A 19,517-nucleotide genomic window follows, 5' to 3' on the forward strand; every position below is an offset into this window, starting at 1 on the left:
CCGGTACGTTACAAGGAGAGAGCATGGCACTAACCCCCACCCATCGATCACGATCACCCTACATTTTTCATTTTGATGGGCAGACCGTGGCGCTTGGTGAGCCTGACTTTTTGCGGCGTATCAACGACCGGCTCACCGAGCAGAGCTACACCACCCGGCCTACTTTCTGGGACCAGGCCTACCTAGCCGACCTGTCAATGCAGAACCCCGAAAATTTTAGCCCCGGGTTAGAACAGTTCGGTGCCCCCAGTGACCCTGACCTGCTCAACAGCGTGGGGGTGAGCTGTTCTCAAGAAGAATTCTGGTCTGCCATGTATGCCCGCAGCTTCGCGTCCACCCCCTGGTCAAAGGGCGAAGAAACGCTCTACATGCCGCAGCTACCCAGCTGGTTAGAAAAAGCCCGCGCCTGGGTCTTTGACCCGATTGCTCCTTCGGAAGGCGCTATCGATGCAGCCGGCTGGGTGCGGGTGCGTGGGCGGAACGGCGGCGGTCAGCCGATAGGGCTCTTTCAGCTGACCAGCCCTGACTCCTTTTGGGTCTTTGGGTCTGATGTTGATTTGGCAGGTGTAGCGGATCTTTGCCGTTCCCTCGCCAAACTACGCACCGGTTTTGACCAGATAAGTGTCTACCTGGGCTACGATTTGTCCTGCAGCAGCATCGCTTTACCCCTTGAATGCCGCCAACCCCTGGAAGAAGAGCTCTTCCTGTTGGGCGTTGATACTGAGACCCTTTTCTGGGATGAGGGGTAGCTACCCGCACATAGACCGGGTGAGTAGGGCATACTGGAAACCGTGTTTGTTCTAACCTTTATCGCCCGATTAGCTAGCTCCGATGTGTCCGCGCTCGCTCAGCGCTTGGAGCAGCTAGAGCCCACCGTAGGTTTTGCACAGACCTACCATGATGAACTACAGGGCGCTTTCGACACCGCACAGGACGCCCTGGCGGCCGCCCTTCTGGGTGCTCGTCACGGCGAATTTTGGGTGGGTATCGGCGTCGGCTCCCTCACCCTACCCCGTTTTGCTGCCGCTCTGGGGGCGGTAGCAACCACTGACTGTGAAGGTGCTGCCCTCAACGCTTCACGCGCCGCAGTAGAGCTGGCGCAGACCGGTGCACCTCCACGCGGTATCTGCCTGAACACCCGGGACCGCGATAAGGCTGAGCAAGTCACCGGGCTGCTTCGCCTGCTCTACCGAGTGACTGCCGCCCGCACCGACGCCGAGTGGCGCGTCCTTGATCTGCTCATCCCGGGGGTGCGCGGTCAGCAAAAAGCCGTGGCACAGGCTCTGGGTATTACCTCGCAGGCAGTCAGTAAGACGCTGGTGCGCTCCCTCTGGCACGAAGAACTAGCCACCCGCCCCCTGCTGGAACATCTCATGGAGCAGTTGGACGCCGCCTAACCAACCGGCCTGTAGCTGCTTCCGCTAGGCAAGCAGTAGCGAAATCACCAGGATGACGGGCACCGCCCCGATGGTGGAGAGCAGCACGATGTCACGGGAAAGACCGACCGCCACGTTATAGCGCACCGCGAAGTTATACATGTTCTGTGCACTAGGTAGCGCCGCTAACACGGTGGTTGCGAAGACCTCCTGCGCATCAAGCCCGAAAACAAACTGGGCCAAGAGGTAGGCGAGCAGGGGCATCAGTACGTTCTTGAAGCTGGCGGCCAGAACAGTTTCAAGCTTTTGCCCGGGGGTATCGAGCAGACGCGAACCGCGCAGGGACATGCCAAAAGCGGCAAGAATAAGGGGTACGCCAGCACCACCTAGAATTTGCAGGGGTTCAAGCACGATATCCGGCGGGGTAAGCCCAGCGACATTGACTAGCAAACCGAGCGCTGACCCAATAATCAGCGGATTCTTGACCGGCTGGCTCATCACCGTGGTGAGCGAGGGGCGGCGACCGGTTGAAACCGTATCGAGGATCGTCAACACGATTGGCGCGGCAATCAGAAGCTGAAAGAGCAAGATGGGTGCAACTTGCGCGGCGTCCCCCACGATATAAGTAGCTACCGGCAGGCCCATATTATTAGCATTAATGTAGCCCGAGGAGGCAGCGCCCACCGTAACTCTCCCGGCACTTTTCTTCAGCAAAAACCGCGCAATCAGCGCGTAGAGTAGGGCCACGACGCTGAAGCTGAGCACAGCAATGGGTAGCCGGGCAGAGAAAATAACGCGCAGATCAGCATGCGCCATGGTGACGAACATGAGCGGCGGCAGGGCAACAAAGAAGGCAAACTTATTGAGTGCTAGGCCCGAGTTGGGGGGAAGGATATCCAGGCGGGCTACCAGGTAGCCAACCCCGACTACCACGGCAATAATCGTGAAACCCTCTAAAACTCCAACCACGCGGCGCCCTCCTTGCTCTGCCTCTCTAGGCTAGCAAGGTGAGCGGTAGCCAGGTGTAAGAGTGACCCTTTATGACGGCTCTGGCTCTTTAGGTTTTGAGGGTGCAGGTGTTGGAGCGGTTATCTGCCACCAGACGGTAGGCCCGTTCAGCGACGGGGCGGATGAGGGGCTGGGTGAGCAGGACGCCGGCAGCCCGCACGGGAACATAGCGGCTGGTGCGCAGGGCTAGGCCAATAGCGAGCGCACCGTAGGCTACCTGCCCCTGCTCCGTGCGGAAGGGGATCTGCCGAGCGAAGCGCTCTAGTTGCACCCCGGCGTTCAGCAGGGTTTCTGCTTCGCCGGGAACGACGCACGCGGTGAGCCCGGCGTGCGCCAGTATCTTGGCGGCACGCTGGCAGATCCCGCAGTCGGGGTCATAGAACAAGGTTCCGGTCTCGGTCATGAGGCTCTACTTTCCCCAGGCCCTAGCGCCTATCACCCAACGTGCGAGCCGTAGATAACCTATGATGATGGGAAAACTCAGAACTCCTGCCCCGAGGGTCGTCCAGCCTACAGTCATTCTGGTCATGCCCAGCTCTCTACGGATACGGGAAATATAGTTGAGAGAGCTAAAGAGCATGACCGGTGCAGTAGCCAGCCCGGGGTTATAACGTTTCTCTCTCAATGCCCGCCCCACATGCGCTAGAGCATTCACCGCCAGTGCCCCTGCAGCCCCCACCTGGGCTATTCCTACAGCGCGGTTGCGGAACGGAGCGCACAGGATGCCGGCAGCCGTTACGGTAATCAGCCCAGTGCCTACTGCCATATTCCGGGGAGCATAGTCTTCTGGCATTAACCCCACTCTGGCAAGTAACTGCGGCGAGACCGGCAGGTGGTCTTGCATATAACCTATTTCCTCAGCATTGTGCACGCTGAAAATCCCTACCAGGGCTGGTGCTGAAGATAGGATTCTTATTTTCATCTTTTGGTACATCCCATCACTCAGTAAGGTCAGCGAGTAAGGGCATCTAGAGCAGTTCGCGCAGAATCGGCACGAGGCCGTCTTCATAGACGCTGCCGGTGACGTCGGTGGCAAGTGCAGCAATTTCAGCTGGCGCTTGGCCCATAGCGACGCCACGGGCAGCCCAGTGTATCATTTCTTTGTCGTTGTAGCCATCGCCCACCGCAACGGTGTGGCGGGGATCAACGCTCAAGCGGCGGCGAATCTGCTCGAGGGCTGATGCCTTTGAAACACCGTGAGCGGCGATATCAAGCCAGGCGCTCCAGCCCACCGCGTAGTTAACGCCGTGCAGACCCACATCGTAGATAGCTCGCTTGAAGTCATCGGGGGTTTGGGTTGACGATGAGACCACCACACGAACCGCAGACTCCATAGCAGCCATCTCGGTGCGGGTTCTTTTCACGGTGTTGGCGCCAAAGGACCAGTCTTCAAAGTTGTCGGTGGCGTAGACGGTGCCGTCGGGGGCTTCAAGAGCCAGAGAGGCATCGGGCAAACGTTCTTTGATCATGGTGATGGCGTGGGAGGGGTCAAAGCAGACCCTGTCCAGGATGCGGTAGCCGTCCTGGACCGCGGGGTCAATTTCAAGGGTTACTCCGCCGTTGGAGCTCACCGCGTACCCTCTGGTCATGCCCACCATGTTCACGATGGGCAGGGTGGCGCCCATGGAACGTCCGGTGGAAATGACCACGTGGTGGCCAGCAGCCACTACAGCCTGGGCAGCTTCTTTGACGGCCTCGCTCATAACGCCGTCGTGGTTGACCAGGGTGCCGTCGATATCGATGGCCACCAGGTACTTGACCCCGTCTTCCTTCTGCCAGTTAGAGCGTCGGGGGGGGTTTACTTCTAGATCTTTCATTGCAGCAATCACGCCTTTCAGTCTTGCAACTGGCTCTAGCCTACACCTTGCGTTCAGACGAACAGGGGGTAAAAACTGTGGGACGGGCAGGGGTGAGGCGGCCTGCTCTAGACTGTTACCTATGCCCCTTGACCATCTTTCTGATAGCACCCAAAATTACCTCAAAATTATCTGGAGCATCACCGAGCATGCTGACGCCCCAGCCACCACCTCGGTGATTGCCGCGCGTGCCGGGTTGCGGCTATCGTCCGTATCGGATGCCGTGAAGCGGCTGGTAGCTGCCGGGTTGGTGGAGCACCAACCCTACGGAGCGATTGAGCTAACCCAAGAAGGCCAAGCAGCAGCCCTGCAGGTGATTCGCCGCCACCGCCTCATTGAAACCTTTCTGGTGAAAACCCTGGGCTACACCTGGGATCAGGTGCATGATGAAGCTGAGGTGCTAGAACATGCTGTCTCTGATCTGATGGTTGAACGTATCGATGCGGTGCTGGGGCACCCCACCCGTGACCCCCATGGCGACCCTATTCCTTCGGTCTCGGGCGAGGTGGATAAACTGGCTGGCCTCACTCTAGAGCAGGCTTGCGAGGGCCATCAGCTGGTAGTTGAACGCATTTCGGACGCTGACCCCGCCCTGCTACGTTTTCTCGCTCAACAGGGGGTCGGCCCCGAGGCGAAATTGACCGTGCTCTCCCGGGACGCAGCAGGTCACATCACTCTGTCTACTAGGGGCGAAGCCACCTTTGCGCTCTCCCCTCAGGGCGCTGCTGCTGTCTTTGTGACAACGGCTACTTCCTAACTTTTCTGCGCGGGCGCAGCAGGCCGTGTTGCGGGGCAAAGAGATAGGCACAGATGAAAATAGCACCCAGCGCCAGTACCACGGCACCACCGGCTGAAACATCGAGGTGGAAGCTGGCGTAGAGCCCTCCCAGAGAACCCAGCACCGAAACACAGGCAGAGATGGCTAACATGGGTGCGAAACGGTCAGTCAGCAGGCGGGCAGTCGACCCAGGAATAACCAACAGTGCGACCACTAGCACCACTCCCACGATTTGCAGGGCCAGCACCGAGGTCAACGCCAGACAGACCAGCAACAGACCAGCCAAAAAACGGGGGCGTAGGCCGATGGCGTGGGCATAGCCGGGGTCAAAGGCGTAGAGGGTTAAGTCGCGTTGCTTAAAGAGTAGGGCGGCCGTCACCAGAACACCCAGGGTAGCAAGCTGGAGCACATCAGCCCAGGCAACCCCCAGCACATTACCGAAGAGGATGCTATGCAGGTCAGTTTGGGAGGGAGTCACCGAGATGAGCACCAGTCCCAGCGCGAACATGACGGTAAAAACAATGCCGATGGCGGCGTCCTCACGGATGCGCCCTTTAGAGCGCACCGCCCCTATCAGCCCCACCGCTACCAGCCCAGCGACGACTGCACCCACGGCGAAGGGCACCCCGGTCATGTAAGCGAGTACCACTCCGGGAAGCACTGCGTGGGAGATAGCGTCACCCATCAGGGACCAACCCATGAGCACCAACCAGCAAGAGAGTAGGGCGCAAACTAGGGCCGCTAGTACCGTGACGAGAAAACCGCGCTGCATAAAGCCGTAGGTCAGAGGGTCTATCAGAAGCTCATACACCGCTGCCTCCTAGGGGGTTCATACCAAAAGCGCGCACTAGGTTCTCGGGAGCCAGCACGGCACCCGGCTCCCCGCTGAGCAGCACCTCATTCCGCAACAGCACAGCGGTATCAGCTAATTCGGCTAAATTGGCTAGGTCATGGGTAGAAATCAGGACGCCCGCCCCAGCATCCCGAAGTTGGCGTAGCAAGCTCATCAGCATGGTTTCACTGCGTTTATCGACTCCGGCAAAGGGTTCATCCAACAGAAGCAGGCGAGCGCCCTGGGCCAAACCGCGGGCTACAAACGCACGTTTCCGCTGGCCACCAGACAGGTTGCCGATTTGCCGGTGGGCAAGGTCAAGAAGATCAACCCGTTCAAGTGCTTCATCAACCGCCGCCCGGTCTGCTGCCTTTAAACGTCGTGTGGGGCCCAAGCGCCCGTATCGCCCCATCGAAACCACATCCCGCACTGACACCGGGAAGGTGAAGTCGATGTCCTCACTCTGCGGCACATAACTCACCAGGCCCAGCTTGCGAGCCTGCGTGGGTGTTTGACCGTCAATGAGCACCTGCCCCTCAGCCGGGGTGACTCCCATAATCGCTTTAAAGAGAGTGGATTTACCGGACCCGTTCATGCCCACCAGCCCGCAGATTTCACCGGACTGGACGCTCAGTGAGGCACCCTTGAGGGCCTGCACCTCGCCGTAGTTCACGGTCAGACCCTGAGCGTCCAGCAAGGGCTCAGCTGGCTGGTCGCTGCTCTTGGTCACAGGAAACTTACTGGCCGAGCGCACGAGCAATCACCTCCGCATCATGGCGTATCAAATCCAAGTAGGTAGGCACATCCCCACCCTCCTGCGATAGGGAGTCAACATAGAGCTCACCGGCGTAGGTAGCACCAGATTCAGCGGCAACCTGCCGCATGGTATCTGCGGGCACGGTGGTCTCGCAGAAGACAGCAGGCACCTGTTGCTCCTTTACAAAGGTTGCCACATCGGCCACTCGGGCGGCTGAGGGGTTACCATCACTGTTCACTGCCCAGAGGTACTTCTCAGTGAGCCCCGCATCCGCTGCCAGGTAGGAGAAGGCGCCTTCGCAGGTCACTAAGGCGCGTTGATGCTGTGGCAGGTCACCCAGGTCAGTGATTAGCCGGTCATGTACAGCCTGTAGCTCCTGCTTGTAGGCGCTGGCATTCGCTGCGAAGTCAGCAGCGTGTTGGGGGTCAAGATCGGCCAAAGCAGCGGCAATATTATCCACATACATTTGGGCAGCTAGCGGGCTCATCCAGGCATGAGGGTTGGGCTTATCAGCTGAGTCGCCTTCCGCGATACCGATGGTCTGAACACCTTCAGAGACCGTCACGCTTTCCGCATCGGCGTCCTGCAAGAACTGCTCTAACCAGCCTTCCAGGTGCAAGCCATTGACGAGAATGAGGTCAGCATCTGCTGCCTTTCTCACGTCAGATGGCACCGGGTCATAGTCGTGAATTTCAACCCCTGGCTTGGTTAAAGACTGCACCTCTAGGTGTTCGCCTGCCACGTTTTGGGCGAGATCGGCCAGAACGGTGAAGGTAGCTAACACGGTGGGCTTGCCGCTATCGGCAGGTTCAGGGGCGGAGCAGGCAGTCACTAGCCCGGTAATCGCAACCAGGCAGGTTATGAGAAAAGTACGCACTGAAATGAGCGTTGACCACCAAGGCGTCATGGGCATTTTGTCCCTTCAGGGTTAGGCAGAGCTTTGCAGGGTGCGTCCTTGCGACCGCTTAGGTCTTCTTGCCTGTGTGCCTCCATCATAAGTTCGCCTCAACGAACTTTCAAATTTCGGGGCAGAAAATAGCGCGGCGCCCCTTCATGCGGTGATGAAAGGACGTCGCGCTACTACTATTCAGCTACCCTTTAGGATGCTACCGGGATGACCTCTAGGCCACCCATGTAGGGGCGAAGCGCCTCGGGGATTCGCACTGAGCCGTCTGCCTGCTGGTGGGTTTCCAGCAGTGCAACAATCCAGCGAGTGGTTGCCAGAGTGCCGTTGAGGGTGGCCACCGAGCGGGTGCCACCCTTCTTGGTCTTACCCTCAGCAGTTACGGTGTCAGCCTGGCGCTCACGTATATTCAGACGGCGTGCCTGATAGGTGGTGCAGTTGGAGGTCGAGGTCAGCTCGCGGAAAGCGCCCTGGGTAGGAACCCACGCTTCGCAGTCAAACTTACGGGCAGCGGATGAACCTAGGTCACCCGCGGCGGTATCGATGACGCGGTAGGACAGCTCGCACTTAGCCAGCATTTCCTCTTCCCAGGCCAGCATCTTGGCGTGCATCTCTTCTGCCTCTTCAACGGGGCAGTAGACAAACATTTCTGCTTTGTTGAACTGGTGCACGCGGATGATGCCGCGGGTATCCTTACCGGCAGAGCCAGCTTCGCGGCGGTAGCAGGAGGACCAGCCCAGGTACTTCTTCGGGCCCTTTTCGAAGTCAATGATTTCATCGGCGTGGTAACCGGCGAGCGCCACCTCGGAGGTGCCCACCAGGTAGAGGTCATCGCGCTCTAGGCGGTAAATCTCATCGTCGTGCTCCACGTTGAAGCCGGTGCCGTTCATGGTTTCTGGGCGCACCAGGGTGGGGGTGGTCATCATGGTGAAACCGTTGGCGGTTGCCTGATCGAGGGCCATCCACATCAGAGCCTGCTCTAGGCGGGCTACATGGCCCTTGAGGAAGTAGAAGCGGGAGCCAGATACCTTAGCACCGCGCGCCATATCGATACCGTCCACCAGTTCACCGATTTCTAGGTGGTCGCGGGGTTCAAAGCCTTCGGCCTCAAAATTGCGGGGTTCACCTACGGTCTTGACGACGGTGTAGTCGTCTTCGCCGCCGGCGGGGATGCCGTCAACAATCAGGTTAGCCACCGAGCTGACCAGTTGTTCCTGGTTCTTCTGAGCTTCCTCGCTAGCTGCCTTAGCTTCTGAAACCTTCTGCGAAAGCTCTTTTACCTCAGCCAGTAGCGCCTGCTTTTCTTCTTTAGCAGCCTTACCAATCTTCTTTGAGAAGACGTTCTGCTCTGCACGCAGGGCCTCAAATTCAGAGATTTTCTGGCGGCGGGTAGTGTCAGCTTCCAGAATCTGGTCGATGAGAGTTTCGTCGGCGCCACGAGCACGCTGGGAGGCGCGGAAGACGTCGGGGTTTTCGCGGAGGAGGTTAATGTCGATCATGCCCTTAAATTTACCGCAGTTTTAGAGAGGTTCTAGTTTTAAACGGTGCGAGCACCATCAAGGAAACGCCTGTAGCGTACTACACACCACAAGTGGCATCTTTTCAGTATGCTGAACATATGGTTTCCCGTTCAACAATTCTTGTGGCTTCTGTAACTGGCGCTGGGGTGGCCGCCGCGGCGTCCGCTCTCTTGATGCGTCGGGCAAGACTCGCCCGCCCGGATCTCTTCCCGGTTTACCGCCCCCTGCACCGCATGATTGAACCGGGTGAACCGCGGCAGGTAGCGGTGATTTATAACCCGACTAAAACCCGGGCGGAGGCAGCGGTACGCATGATTACCGCCCAGCTGGGTTTCGCTAATTGGCCGCGTGCTTTTTTCTACGAGAGCACTCTTGAGGATCCCGGCACCGGTCTTGCTCAGCAGGCGGTCAAAGACGGCGCCGATATCGTGATTGCTGTGGGCGGTGACGGCACCGTACGCGCCGTGGCCAACGGGCTAGTTGGTACGGACGCTCGGCTGGGACTCGTCCCTCTGGGTACCGGCAATTTGCTAGCGCGCAACCTTGAACTTGATATTTCTGACCTCAGCGGCTGTATTAACGTGGCCCTGCACGGCACCAGCCAGGCTATTGACATGATTCACCTTGAGCTGACCGGTCACGGCAAGGAGCTTGACCCCATTGACTACCTGGTCATGGGCGGGGCCGGGTTTGATGCCCAAATTATGACCGACACCCGCGAGGATTTGAAGGCGAAAATCGGCTGGTTGGCCTACGTGGGCGCCAGCTTCAAACACGTCTTTACCCGCCGGCGTCCCGCACAGATTTCTGTGGACGGCGGCACCCCCTTTGCCCGAAAAATCCGCACCGTTCTGATTGCCAACTGCGGCAAGATTCAAGGCGGGCTTAATCTGGCGTCAGTTGCTGAAGCTTCAGACGGGCGTCTTGAGGTAATTGTTCTGACCCCGCGCAACGTGATCAGCTGGCTACGCCTGGCTGGGCAGTACATGACCCGCCGCCCCGACACCCGCTTCCCCGTCGTAGAGCACTTTGTGGGCACTAGCGTAACGGTGGACTTCCCGCACCAGCCCCTACCCGTTGAGGTGGATGGAGATGTGCTGGGCGAGGTTGACTCGATGACAGCCACAGTGGTGCCCGGCGCTATCAACATCAACGTCTACCCTGAAGAGCTTGAGATTCGCACGCTCTCTGATCTGGTCGAAGCGCGTGAAGATCTGGTTGAACATCAGGTGCGCTGGTGGCAGAGGCTACTGCGGCTCTAACAGCACCCATTGAACCTTAGATATTGTGCTTGAGGCCCTCAGGGCGGCCACCTACAAAGAGGGCCTCAACCCAATCGCGGGCGGCGTCAAAGGCATCCTCGCGGTGGAGGGTATCCACAGCGGTGACACGCTGATCAGCGCGGGGGTAAGAGCCCAAATACTGCACCCCCGGTGAGACCCGGTGGATGCCGCGCAGGGCGTCCCGCACACGAGCATCATGCAGGTGCCCATCAATATCGATGGAGAAAAAATAGGAGCCCAAGAACTCGCCGGTGGGGCGCGATTCAATGCGGGAGAGGTTGATCCCGCGAGTAGAGAACTGTTCGAGCAGGTCAAGCAAAGCGCCGGGGCGATCTTGCGGCAGCGGAATCACCAGGGTGGTTTTGTCAGCTCCTGTGGGAGCAGGCGCAGGTTTGTTGCGGGCAACCAGCACAAAGCGGGTGACCGCGTTCTTGTTATCACCGATATTGTGTGCCAGCACCTCAAGTTCAGGGTGCTGCTGAGCTACCGTAGGCGAGCAGACAGCTGCCTGGTAGCCGGGGTTTTCATGGAGCAACCCCAGTGCAGCAGCGGCTGTGGACGATCCCGGCACGTAATCCACGCCCGGTAGGTTAGCTGCCGTCCAGGCACGCACCTGCGCCCAGGCGTGGGTGTGGGTTGAAACGGTTCTAATATCTTCAAGGCTCACACCGGGGCGGGCTACCAACACGAAGGTGATGGGTACCAAAACCTCACGGATAATTCGTAGGTCAGCACCCCCTGCAGCGATAGCATCCAGGGTTGCAGTCACCCCTCCTTCCACCGAGTTCTCGATGGGCACCATGGCGGCGTCTGCGTCCCCGTTGCGTAGTCGCTCCAGCGCATCAGGGACGCTGGTAGCGGGCACACGGGCAGCATCCGGTGCGCCGGGTACGGTCAGCAGGGCTGCTTCGGTGAAGGTGCCGCTGGGGCCTAGGTAGGTGTAACGCATGGTTAACCAGTCTAGTGCGCCCCTTGGCCCTAACCTAGGGGGTGAGGGGCAGCGTCCGGCAGGTGAGAGGGACGGCGGCACTGTGCACCAAAAAAATTTTATCGCTGATAGGTGTTCTGGGCCTGCTGGTAGTAGGCCGTGGCAGGTTGCGCTGGCAAGGGTGATTGCTGGGAGGGGTGGCCTGACCGGTCACGTGAAGGTGTGAGGCAAAGTAGCAGCGGTATGAAGCCCAGCCACCAGAGTCCCAGGATAGGACCAATCCCCATCATGATAGTGACAGGGAGCATGAGGACATCCAGCAGAATCCCCACGAAGCAGAGCGCCCACCAGGGCGAGAAACCGGCATCGCGCAGGCGTCGCAGTTGAAGCCCGAGGCTCAGACTGATCCCAATGATGTAGCTCAGCATGAATGCCACCCACGCTAAGATAATGCCCGCCAGGCCCATCATGACTTCCCCAAAGCCGTGCATTTTGTCACCGGGTTGCCCTGTCTCTGGAGCTATCCACAGCATGAAGAGGAAGATGGCAGCGCATACCAAGGCGGTGGTAGCGGCCCAGAAGGCAAAGACCCACCAGTATTCGCTGCGCGACGCTTTGCCCTTGTAGAGAGTCATGTATGAAAAGAGGTTGCTCAGGGCGATGCGACCACCAACCCGAGGGCGGGGCAGACCATCAGTGGGGTGCTGGGAGACAAGCGGCGGCACCGTGTATGAACCGTTGACCGGGTGGTTTGCGGCTAGCTGGTGAGGGTTTGCAGTGGGAGATCCACCCGGTGTCATGTCGGTGGTAACCGGTGCTGACGGGAGGAGCGTAAGACCCATCAAAGCAAGAATAGGTACAACGGGGAGGAGCGTGCCGGTGGTCCAGAAACCCAGCCACTGCAGCAGTAGCCCCAGGGGCGCAGCCAGGAGTAGCCATGCCAGCTGGGGGCTGAACCCGATGTCGCGCAGGCGCCGGGCAGTCAGTGAAGCGAGGAGTGCGGGTAAAAGTACGTGCACCAGAATTTGGATGCCACAGTACATCAGAATAAGGCCAAGGCCAATGAGGCTGACGGTTTGACCGTGGTAGCGGTAGCCGGCGGTAAGACGGTCAAGGAAGAATTGAAGCACCAGAAGGGCTGGCAGACAGAGCAGCACTAAGGCGCCTACTCCCCAGGCTTCACTGGGTGATGCTCTGCCGCGGAAGGTTGTGAGGTAGGTGAAGAGGTTACCCCAGGCGTGAGCCAGACCCGCGGCGGGGCGCGGGTGTGGGTCTTGGGGGTGGTGGGTATCGCGCCGCGAGATACGTTTACGCACGGGTGCGACTTCTGGGGCTGACATGGTTTCTCCCTTGTTCGTTTCTGCTTGTAATAGCCATTGCTACCACTGGAAATATGACATGACAAGGGTGTTTATTAGGCTTTCCACTCAGAGCACCAGGGTGAGTGCATGAGGCGTTAGGTTACGGCACGGGTGGTGAAGATATCTCGAATTCTGCTCAGACACAGACATACAGTTGTACTTTTCAAAGATTCCTAGCCGGCAAATGAGAACTGAGTTTTAATTGAATAGTAGATGCTCCCCTAGAGAGGACCCCCATGGCTACAGATGAGACAAAGCGTCACCGTATAGTAAACAAACTTCAAGATTTAAAAGCAGATAACTTTAGCGAAGCCGAAGCAATTCTCGGATATGCAGAAGAGTTACGAAATCTAACTTTTGAAGATGTCCTCGCACTACAGCTATCTGAGGTTCTACCAAAAGCATCTCTCACAGACAGTAGCCGCAAGGGGGCGTTGGGGAACCTTCTTGAAGAACATTATTTCGGTTATACCATCAACTCTGACTCACAGCCCGACTTCCCCAATGCTGGCATGGAGCTCAAAGTTACACCGGTTGAATATGGCAATAATCGCAAGAAAGAGTGGGTTATTAAGGCCGGTGAACGGCTGGTTCTCACGATGATTCCCAACAACTGTGAGATTCCAGTTGAGTACGAAGGGTCATCTCTCGAGAAAAAAACTTCGGACATTCTTCTCATCAACTATTTGCGTGACCGTTCATTAAAAAATACTGAACAGATGATTAAGTTCGTCAACCGGTATCAAATTTCTGGAGAAGACCTAGAGATTATCAAGGCTGACTACGAAAAAATCACCAAGTTGGTTCAAGCAGGGCGTGCCCATGAGCTCAGTGAAGGAATGACAAATTACCTTGGGGCCTGCACCAAAGGTGCAACCGCAGAAAAGAGCCTACGAACCCAGTTCTACCCCATGGTTAATGAGGATGGATCACTAGAGTACATACCTGCGAAAAGTCGCGCCTTTTCACTCAAACAGTCTTTCATGACTTCGCTAGTCCAGCGGTTTGAGAAGGAACAAAAAGAAGCTGACCAACTGGTTAATAATCTTCGGGAGCTCAAAGAAAATTCTTTCGACGACGTAGTCCTACATCTACTCGCTCCTTTCGAAAAGCGCTACTCGACCGACCTCGGAGCTGAGATTGCTCCTGACCTAAACCCCAAGGCCAAAAATTTTCACAATGCTCTGACGTGGCGATTATTAGGTTCTAAGAAAAAACGGATTGAAGAATTCGATAAAGCAAATATCTCTGTCCGAGCTGTCAGGGTACAGAAGAATGGGAAGATTAAGGAAAAGTTGAAACTGAAAAACTTCCAGTTCTTTGATCTTCACGCCGAAACTAAGTGGGAGGAATCTGAGTGGTACTCCCTGCTTAGCGACAAACGCTATCTGTTCGTGGTCTACCAGGAAGACGAAAGAGGCTATTATCTACGCGGTGCATTCTTCTGGGCAGTCCCAACGCAGCTGATTGGGGGCGAAGAATTTGAAAATAGCGTGGGCACAGCCTACGAATACTGGCTACACACCAAGAACAAACTTAGGGAAGGAATCATCCTAAAACAAAAGGGAAATACGATAACCAATAACTTTCTAGGAGTTGCTGATAACCCTGTCTGCCATATACGCCCGGGAGCGGATGCACGAGCGTATCGTTTCACCGATGGCAGACCTGAGATAGGTAATGTTAAAAAAGACGCAAATCAGCTACCAGATGGGCAGTGGATGACCAAACAGGCATTTTGGCTCAACACTCAACTGATTGCGCAGGAAATCAAGCTCAACCTACCGTGATGCGTATTTAGATGAAGGATGAATTTCAATGTTCTGACCGGAAATAACCTCTCCACTAATAACTGAGTCATGGAGTAGCTATTCTTGGGAAGAAGCACAATAATTGGGCGTTCTTTCAAACCTTTGAAAGGTGGCTTCGAAGGGATGTCCTAAAATTCTTACTTTGAGGGTGAAGAACCGTCGCGAAACTGTCATTGTTTAGTTGCAGGCTCACCCCTCGGGGTTCCTTGCCAGGCTGAACCAATCTAGTTCAAGCTTCCTCATTGGCATTTTTTAACACCAATTCGCCCCAATCTCTGTAGGTTTCTGAAGTTATTCCGTAATCTTTCAACCGTTCCCTAGAGGCTGGCTTATTTATAAGTTCCCACCAGCCACCAAAAACACCAAACCCCTCACCACCGAGAACACCCGCCCATCACCCATGTCTCCATTGCTGCTACCGATAATCTCAAGAGTGAAAGTTGGCAACCCCTCCTAGTTTCCGTACTTCCAGTAACCAAGTGCTACCTTGAAGTTCCCTTGTGCACCATATTTTCACCAAAAAGACTTAGGTTTTTCATCGTAAAATCAGGACCATTTCTATCTTCTTCAGGTGCCGATTTTTCGGTGCCAGAAAGCCCAGGATAGTATCTAATACTTTTGTAAAAGAAGTGCTGCACATCAGCTTCTCCCTGCAAGTCTGGTGAAAACATGTTTGACCTAGAAGAGGTGGCCACATATAGCTCCCACCTAATAATATTTTTAGACAACATTAAGATAGTGCGCAATATCTCAACAGACACTACTTGATCAGAACATCAGTTCTGATCTATACTCTTATAAGTATTATCTACCGGCAGGGGGTTAGGCATGTCCGACGAGCCAATTCGCATCATTGAACTCTTCGCTGGCGTAGGCGGCTTCCGCTTGGGCTTCGAGGGCTATGATAAAGACGGGTTTACCCTGCCATCAGCAGGAAATTTCGAGACAGTCTGGACCAATCAGTGGGAACCTCCAGGAACACCCACTAAGCAATTCGCTGCTCGCTGCTACATTGCCCGCTTTGGTGAGGAGAACTTCCTCAATGAGGACATTAACAAAGCGCTAACCATGGCCGAGAATGGTGAAGTCACTATCCCTGATGCCGACATGCTTGTTGGCGGTTTTCCCTGCCAGGACTACTCTGTTTCTAAGCCCCTCTCTCAGTCTCATGGCATCGAGGGCAAAAAAGGTGTTCTCTGGTGGGATATCTATCGCGCTCTCGAAATGAAAAAGCCTCGATACGTTGTTCTTGAAAACGTCGACAGGCTACTTAAATCACCATCAACACAGCGGGGTCGTGACTTCGCCATTATACTCTCCTGCTTTTACGCTCTTGGGTACTCTGTTGAATGGCGGGTAATTAATGCAGCAGAGTACGGTCACCCTCAAAAACGAAAGCGTGTATACATCTACGCAGAGCTCACTGAAAGCACTTGGGATTTAGAAGATGTAAATAACCGCTCCGGCGTATTTGCTGAAGCTTTCCCTGTCACTGAGAATATTGAGCGCATCGATAGTTTCACCATTGGTATCGACCCTTACGAAGTAACCAATTCATTTGGTATCAGCCACAAAACATCACGTTTCCAAGACTCTGGAACTATGCAAGATGGCAAGGTTTATACTGCAAAACTTTATCCCTCCTATGACGGGCCCCGTCAGACTTTGGGCGATATCGTCCTTCCTGAGTCTGAAATTCCCGAGCAGTTCTTTATTGACTCCAGCAAAATTGAATCGTGGAAATATCTCAAGGACGGCAAGAAAGAAGAACGTATTAATAAAGCTAGCGGCTTCAAATACACCTACTCTGAAGGTAAGATGTCTTTCCCCGACCCGCTAGATAGACCTGCCCGCACCATCCTAACGGGCGAAGGCGGAGCAGGTGCCTCCAGATTTAAACACGTTGTGGAAACTGAGTCAGGGAGACTACGCCGCCTTGTCCCCGATGAACTTGACCAGATTCAAGGTTTTCCACGTGGCTGGACAGACACAGGTCTTACCGATGGACACCGTGCTTTCTGCATGGGTAATGCTCTGGTTGTAGGTATACCCAACGCTCTGGGCAAAGTTATCAACAAACGTCACTTTGGTCTGAGCTAATAGACTGCCGATACTGAAGTAAAGATAAGCGGGGCGGGGCAGACAATAAGTCTGCCCCGCTCAAGTTTTCTACAGCTAACATGAAGGCTTATACAGGCACCAGGTCTCGCGCGTGTTCCTCAAAATGCCTAGACAGCAGGGCTTTCTCCTTCTCACCAATTTCAGCCTGAAGAGGACTCCCGTGCAAGAGACTGTACTGGGTTGTCACCAAATCGCGGTGCAAAGAAATCCGCTGAGTATTGTCAACGCCCATCAGCCCCATATCGAAAAGCCTGTGCACATCCCTCCGAAGCAACAAACCGCCGTCCGCAACATGCTCACCCGTACTTGCGTAAGAATAGAGGTGTGCGGCGTCCAGCGCAGCGATATAGCAGGGGCCTGTAAAAGCACACTGAGCACCAAATTTTCTAATGAGGTGGGCACGGAATTGCGCCTGCCCACGGCGCGTCCGCACTGTTCTTTCGGCAAACCCACCCCTCAAAGCAACCTCCGAATCAGTCAAGACCGCCTCCACCTGGCGGCGGGTACTGAAATTCAGTTGATCAAAGAAGCGCAACACCTTAGCAGGGTTGAGCTTAACGATGCTGTTCTGCCTATTCCAGCGGTCAGATAGCTGGGGGAACTCACTCGCAAGCATAGAACCAGCAAGGTCAGACCAGGTATCCCCAAATTCAGCTCTATAGGAGACCCCGTTCTCTACCGAAACCACAGGTACTCTGGTGCTGCGTTGATCAGCGGTAAGCTGAGCAACACATACGCCATCGCAACGGTAGTCTTCCGACGTCATGCGCCAGTACAGCCTCGTACCATTGCACCGTGGGCACCGCAACCGTTCCACAGGCGCGGACACCATAGAAATTGACTCAATAACAGCAGCGCCCAACAGCATCTGCTCGTCCCTCACCAGTAGCCAATCACCAGGTGCAACCTGCTTACAATTGGGTACTTTGTCGCTATATGAGTAGTGCGAATCGATGTCATCGTCATAGACAAGACCAGATTTAGCCCTTCGGTTCACCTCGTCATTGAGCGACCTGACTAACCAAATATTGTGTTGTTCGAGTTCATGGGGAACAGCGAGCTGTGGGTATACAAGATCTGGCCGATAGTACTGTGGGGTCATTCCAGCAGCTTAAAACATGTGTGATTTGAAACGGTGGCGGCAGCCCGGAAAAGTAGAAAATTTCTTACTTGGCGTATAGTGTTCACCAAACTCATCAAGCCAGCTCCCTGTTCTATAACTGGCTCTTTACCCCGCTGCACTTGCGGTAACACAGGACACCAAGAGGTAAGGCCATGACGCCCGCACCACTCCCCTGCCACAGGGCAGGAAGGTGGGGCGGGCGTCCGCACCCTTAAGCTACCTCTAAAATCTAGGCGGCAGGCAGCTCGGGGAAGGCTTCTGCCACACCGTCAAAAACAATTTTGCCTGCATCCGTGTTAAGCCCTAGCGCTAGGTCGGGGTTAGCTCCTAGGGCTGCATCCACTCCATCTGCCAGCTTGAGCACATAGGGCAGGGTAGCGTCTGTCAGCGCCAAAGTTGAGGTGCGCGGTACAGCTCCGGGCATGTTGGCTACGCAGTAGTGCCTGATACCGTCTACCTCAAAAATGGGGTCAGCATAGGTAGTGGGTTTGGAGGTCTCAAAGCAGCCGCCCTGGTCAATCGCCACATCAATCAGTAGTGCACCGGGCTTCATCTGCTTCAGGTGCTCACGACGCACCACATTAGGTGCCTGAGCGCCGGGCACCAGAATGGAGCCGACTACCACGTCCGCCGCTATAATTTCACGCTCAATATTGGCTGGGGTTGAGGTCAGAATACGCGCTGATGCGCCAAATAGATCAGCCAGTTCGCGCACCCGCGGCCCGTAACCCTCAAGAATGGTGACCTCGGCACCTAGACCCACCAGAAGTTTTGCCGCCTGGGTACCCACATTGCCACCGCCCAACACCACGGCGCGGGCAGGCGCAACACCGGGCACACCGCCCAGCAGGGTACCACTACCGCCCTCAGTTGAAAGCAGGTACTGAGCACCAACCTGAGCTGCAAGACGCCCAGCAACCTCGCTCATGGGCAACAGCAGGGGTAGAGCCCGGCCGGTACTCACGGTTTCATAAGCAATACCGCGAGTCTTAGCCGCCAGAAGAGCCTCCGTCAGGGGCTTATCTGCAGCTAGGTGCAGGTAGGTGAAAAGGGTAAGATCTTCGCGCAGGTACTCGTACTCAGATTCAATGGGTTCTTTAACCTTCACCAGCAGTTCTGCTTGCTCCCAGGCCTCACTTTGGCTCACGAGTTGCGCACCGGCACCCTCATATTCTTCATTAGTGAAGCCAGCGCCAACACCGGCGTCCTTCTCAACAAAAACCTGGTGACCAGTCTGGGTGAGTGCGTAGACACCGTCAGGGGTCAGCCCCACTCGCTGTTCTTGGGGTTTGATTTCGCGGGGTACGCCAATGCGCATGGTTACTTCCTTTAATTCGCCATTGAAAACTGGGGGGTTGTAATCCATATTACACGCAAGCCCCCAGGCTCCCCCCTAGAGAAGTGAAGAGCCCTGGCAACAAAATCTGTGTGACTAGCTCAGTTCAGACTTAGCCGAAGGGTCTGAATCGTTCAGGAATTTTTCGATGCGCTCCGCCTCGTCAGTCTCGCCAATCGCAGCTGCAGCCTTACCCAGCAACAGGAGCGCCTTCAGAAAACCTCGGTTGGGTTCGTGGCTCACAGGGATGGGCCCGTGCCCCTTCCAACCGTTGCCGCGCAGGGCGTCCAAACCGCGGTGGTAGCCCACGCGCGCATAAGCGTAAGCCTCAAGCACGCGGCCATCTGCCCAGGTTTCTTCAGCTAAGGTTGCCCAAGCCAGTGGGGACTTGGGGAAGGCCTTAGCCAAATCTTCACCAATATCGCCGGCCTGGACGCGTGCCAGTAGCTCGGTTTCTTCGGGCAGGTAGGTGGGGGCAGGGCCGTCCAACAGGTTCTTACCAGCAAGTGACATGGGGGTCTCC

The 19,517-nt window shown here is 55.9% G+C and carries 20 protein-coding genes; 6 read left to right on the forward strand and 14 right to left on the reverse strand.

The window, feature by feature from the left end:
• Positions 1-23: 23 nt before the first annotated feature.
• Positions 24-749: a hypothetical protein gene (locus VVR27_RS01930; protein WP_368546824.1), complete on the forward strand. Its 726-nt coding sequence runs from the start codon at positions 24-26 to the stop codon at positions 747-749.
• A gap of 42 nt (positions 750-791) precedes the next feature.
• A complete protein-coding gene (locus tag VVR27_RS01935; protein ID WP_368546825.1) occupies positions 792-1,397 on the forward strand; it encodes a recombinase RecJ in 606 nt (201 codons plus the stop codon).
• A 24-nt stretch (positions 1,398-1,421) separates the two neighbouring features.
• On the opposite strand, the gene VVR27_RS01940 is transcribed toward VVR27_RS01935, so the two are convergent.
• The 4 genes from VVR27_RS01940 to VVR27_RS01955 form a co-directional block, all read right to left on the reverse strand.
• Positions 1,422-2,345, reverse strand: a complete 924-nt coding sequence (locus VVR27_RS01940; protein WP_368546826.1) for an AEC family transporter — start codon at positions 2,343-2,345, stop codon at positions 1,422-1,424.
• An 88-nt stretch (positions 2,346-2,433) separates the two neighbouring features.
• Positions 2,434-2,787, reverse strand: coding sequence for a thiol-disulfide oxidoreductase DCC family protein (locus VVR27_RS01945; RefSeq protein WP_368546827.1), 354 nt, complete (start codon positions 2,785-2,787; stop codon positions 2,434-2,436).
• Positions 2,788-2,793: 6 nt separating this feature from the next.
• Positions 2,794-3,393 carry an HXXEE domain-containing protein gene (locus tag VVR27_RS01950; protein WP_368546828.1) on the reverse strand — a complete coding sequence of 200 codons (600 nt, stop codon included), beginning with the start codon at positions 3,391-3,393 and terminating at the stop codon, positions 2,794-2,796.
• A complete protein-coding gene (locus VVR27_RS01955) occupies positions 3,353-4,213 on the reverse strand; it encodes an HAD family hydrolase (RefSeq protein ID WP_368546829.1) in 861 nt (286 codons plus the stop codon). Before VVR27_RS01955 ends, VVR27_RS01950 begins: the two co-directional genes overlap by 41 nt.
• A 109-nt stretch (positions 4,214-4,322) precedes the next feature.
• Here VVR27_RS01955 and VVR27_RS01960 point away from each other — a divergent pair, with 109 nt between their 5' ends.
• Positions 4,323-4,997, forward strand: a complete 675-nt coding sequence (locus tag VVR27_RS01960) for a metal-dependent transcriptional regulator (protein ID WP_368546830.1) — start codon at positions 4,323-4,325, stop codon at positions 4,995-4,997.
• Here VVR27_RS01960 and VVR27_RS01965 read toward each other — a convergent pair.
• From VVR27_RS01965 to serS, 4 genes are all read right to left on the reverse strand, one after another.
• Positions 4,987-5,790: a metal ABC transporter permease gene (locus tag VVR27_RS01965; RefSeq protein WP_368546881.1), complete on the reverse strand. Its 804-nt coding sequence runs from the start codon at positions 5,788-5,790 to the stop codon at positions 4,987-4,989. The two genes, VVR27_RS01960 and VVR27_RS01965, sit on opposite strands and share 11 nt — an antisense overlap.
• Before the next feature lie 31 nt (positions 5,791-5,821).
• A complete protein-coding gene (locus VVR27_RS01970; protein ID WP_251379522.1) occupies positions 5,822-6,580 on the reverse strand; it encodes a metal ABC transporter ATP-binding protein in 759 nt (252 codons plus the stop codon).
• Between the two features lie 7 nt (positions 6,581-6,587).
• Positions 6,588-7,520, reverse strand: coding sequence for a metal ABC transporter substrate-binding protein (locus tag VVR27_RS01975; protein ID WP_368546831.1), 933 nt, complete (start codon positions 7,518-7,520; stop codon positions 6,588-6,590).
• A gap of 185 nt (positions 7,521-7,705) precedes the next feature.
• Positions 7,706-9,010 (reverse strand): serine--tRNA ligase, encoded by a 1,305-nt coding sequence (gene serS, locus VVR27_RS01980; RefSeq protein ID WP_368546832.1) that lies wholly within the window; start codon positions 9,008-9,010, stop codon positions 7,706-7,708.
• 92 nt (positions 9,011-9,102) lie between these two features.
• Between serS and VVR27_RS01985 the strand changes: the two genes are divergently transcribed.
• A complete protein-coding gene (locus tag VVR27_RS01985; protein WP_368546833.1) occupies positions 9,103-10,293 on the forward strand; it encodes a diacylglycerol kinase family protein in 1,191 nt (396 codons plus the stop codon).
• 16 nt (positions 10,294-10,309) lie between these two features.
• Here VVR27_RS01985 and pheA read toward each other — a convergent pair whose 3' ends face one another.
• Complete coding sequence (pheA, locus tag VVR27_RS01990; RefSeq protein ID WP_368546834.1) at positions 10,310-11,263, reverse strand: prephenate dehydratase; 954 nt, start codon at positions 11,261-11,263, stop codon at positions 10,310-10,312.
• Between the two features lie 98 nt (positions 11,264-11,361).
• Entirely contained in the window at positions 11,362-12,582 is a 1,221-nt protein-coding gene (locus VVR27_RS01995) for a DUF805 domain-containing protein (protein ID WP_368546835.1), read from the reverse strand.
• A 257-nt stretch (positions 12,583-12,839) separates the two neighbouring features.
• Here VVR27_RS01995 and VVR27_RS02000 point away from each other — a divergent pair, with 257 nt between their 5' ends.
• Positions 12,840-14,393, forward strand: a complete 1,554-nt coding sequence (locus VVR27_RS02000; protein ID WP_368546836.1) for a Sau3AI family type II restriction endonuclease — start codon at positions 12,840-12,842, stop codon at positions 14,391-14,393.
• Between the two features lie 503 nt (positions 14,394-14,896).
• On the opposite strand, the gene VVR27_RS02005 is transcribed toward VVR27_RS02000, so the two are convergent.
• Positions 14,897-15,109 carry a hypothetical protein gene (locus tag VVR27_RS02005; protein WP_368546837.1) on the reverse strand — a complete coding sequence of 71 codons (213 nt, stop codon included), beginning with the start codon at positions 15,107-15,109 and terminating at the stop codon, positions 14,897-14,899.
• A 133-nt stretch (positions 15,110-15,242) separates the two neighbouring features.
• Here VVR27_RS02005 and dcm point away from each other — a divergent pair, with 133 nt between their 5' ends.
• On the forward strand, positions 15,243-16,514 hold the full coding sequence (gene dcm / locus VVR27_RS02010; RefSeq protein ID WP_368546838.1) for a DNA (cytosine-5-)-methyltransferase: 1,272 nt from the start codon (positions 15,243-15,245) through the stop codon (positions 16,512-16,514).
• 88 nt (positions 16,515-16,602) lie between these two features.
• Here dcm and VVR27_RS02015 read toward each other — a convergent pair whose 3' ends face one another.
• The 3 genes from VVR27_RS02015 to VVR27_RS02025 all read right to left on the reverse strand — a co-directional run bounded on the left by VVR27_RS02015 (position 16,603) and on the right by VVR27_RS02025 (position 19,507).
• Positions 16,603-17,301 (reverse strand): HNH endonuclease signature motif containing protein, encoded by a 699-nt coding sequence (locus VVR27_RS02015; protein ID WP_368546839.1) that lies wholly within the window; start codon positions 17,299-17,301, stop codon positions 16,603-16,605.
• Between the two features lie 586 nt (positions 17,302-17,887).
• Positions 17,888-18,976 (reverse strand): alanine dehydrogenase, encoded by a 1,089-nt coding sequence (gene ald, locus VVR27_RS02020; protein WP_368546840.1) that lies wholly within the window; start codon positions 18,974-18,976, stop codon positions 17,888-17,890.
• 114 nt (positions 18,977-19,090) lie between these two features.
• Complete coding sequence (locus VVR27_RS02025; RefSeq protein WP_368546841.1) at positions 19,091-19,507, reverse strand: DUF3151 domain-containing protein; 417 nt, start codon at positions 19,505-19,507, stop codon at positions 19,091-19,093.
• Positions 19,508-19,517: the final 10 nt, after the last annotated feature.

The organism is Rothia sp. LK2492, from assembly GCF_040946345.1.
In the GTDB taxonomy this organism is placed as follows: Bacteria; Actinomycetota; Actinomycetes; order Actinomycetales; family Micrococcaceae; genus Rothia; species Rothia endophytica.

Bases quoted from the DNA above. Each gene is read 5' to 3' on its own strand.
- VVR27_RS01930 (WP_368546824.1), top strand. From the start codon at position 24: ATGGCACTAACCCCCACCCATCGATCACGATCACCCTACATTTTTCAT.
- VVR27_RS01945 (WP_368546827.1), bottom strand. From the start codon at position 2,787: ATGACCGAGACCGGAACCTTGTTCTATGACCCCGACTGCGGGATCTGC.
- VVR27_RS01950 (WP_368546828.1), bottom strand. From the start codon at position 3,393: ATGAAGACGGCCTCGTGCCGATTCTGCGCGAACTGCTCTAGATGCCCT.
- VVR27_RS01960 (WP_368546830.1), top strand. From the start codon at position 4,323: ATGCCCCTTGACCATCTTTCTGATAGCACCCAAAATTACCTCAAAATT.
- VVR27_RS01965 (WP_368546881.1), bottom strand. From the start codon at position 5,790: ATGCAGCGCGGTTTTCTCGTCACGGTACTAGCGGCCCTAGTTTGCGCC.
- VVR27_RS01975 (WP_368546831.1), bottom strand. From the start codon at position 7,520: ATGCCCATGACGCCTTGGTGGTCAACGCTCATTTCAGTGCGTACTTTT.
- serS (WP_368546832.1), bottom strand. From the start codon at position 9,010: ATGATCGACATTAACCTCCTCCGCGAAAACCCCGACGTCTTCCGCGCC.
- pheA (WP_368546834.1), bottom strand. From the start codon at position 11,263: ATGCGTTACACCTACCTAGGCCCCAGCGGCACCTTCACCGAAGCAGCC.
- VVR27_RS01995 (WP_368546835.1), bottom strand. From the start codon at position 12,582: ATGTCAGCCCCAGAAGTCGCACCCGTGCGTAAACGTATCTCGCGGCGC.
- VVR27_RS02000 (WP_368546836.1), top strand. From the start codon at position 12,840: ATGGCTACAGATGAGACAAAGCGTCACCGTATAGTAAACAAACTTCAA.
- dcm (WP_368546838.1), top strand. From the start codon at position 15,243: ATGTCCGACGAGCCAATTCGCATCATTGAACTCTTCGCTGGCGTAGGC.
- VVR27_RS02015 (WP_368546839.1), bottom strand. From the start codon at position 17,301: ATGACGTCGGAAGACTACCGTTGCGATGGCGTATGTGTTGCTCAGCTT.
- ald (WP_368546840.1), bottom strand. From the start codon at position 18,976: ATGCGCATTGGCGTACCCCGCGAAATCAAACCCCAAGAACAGCGAGTG.
- VVR27_RS02025 (WP_368546841.1), bottom strand. From the start codon at position 19,507: ATGTCACTTGCTGGTAAGAACCTGTTGGACGGCCCTGCCCCCACCTAC.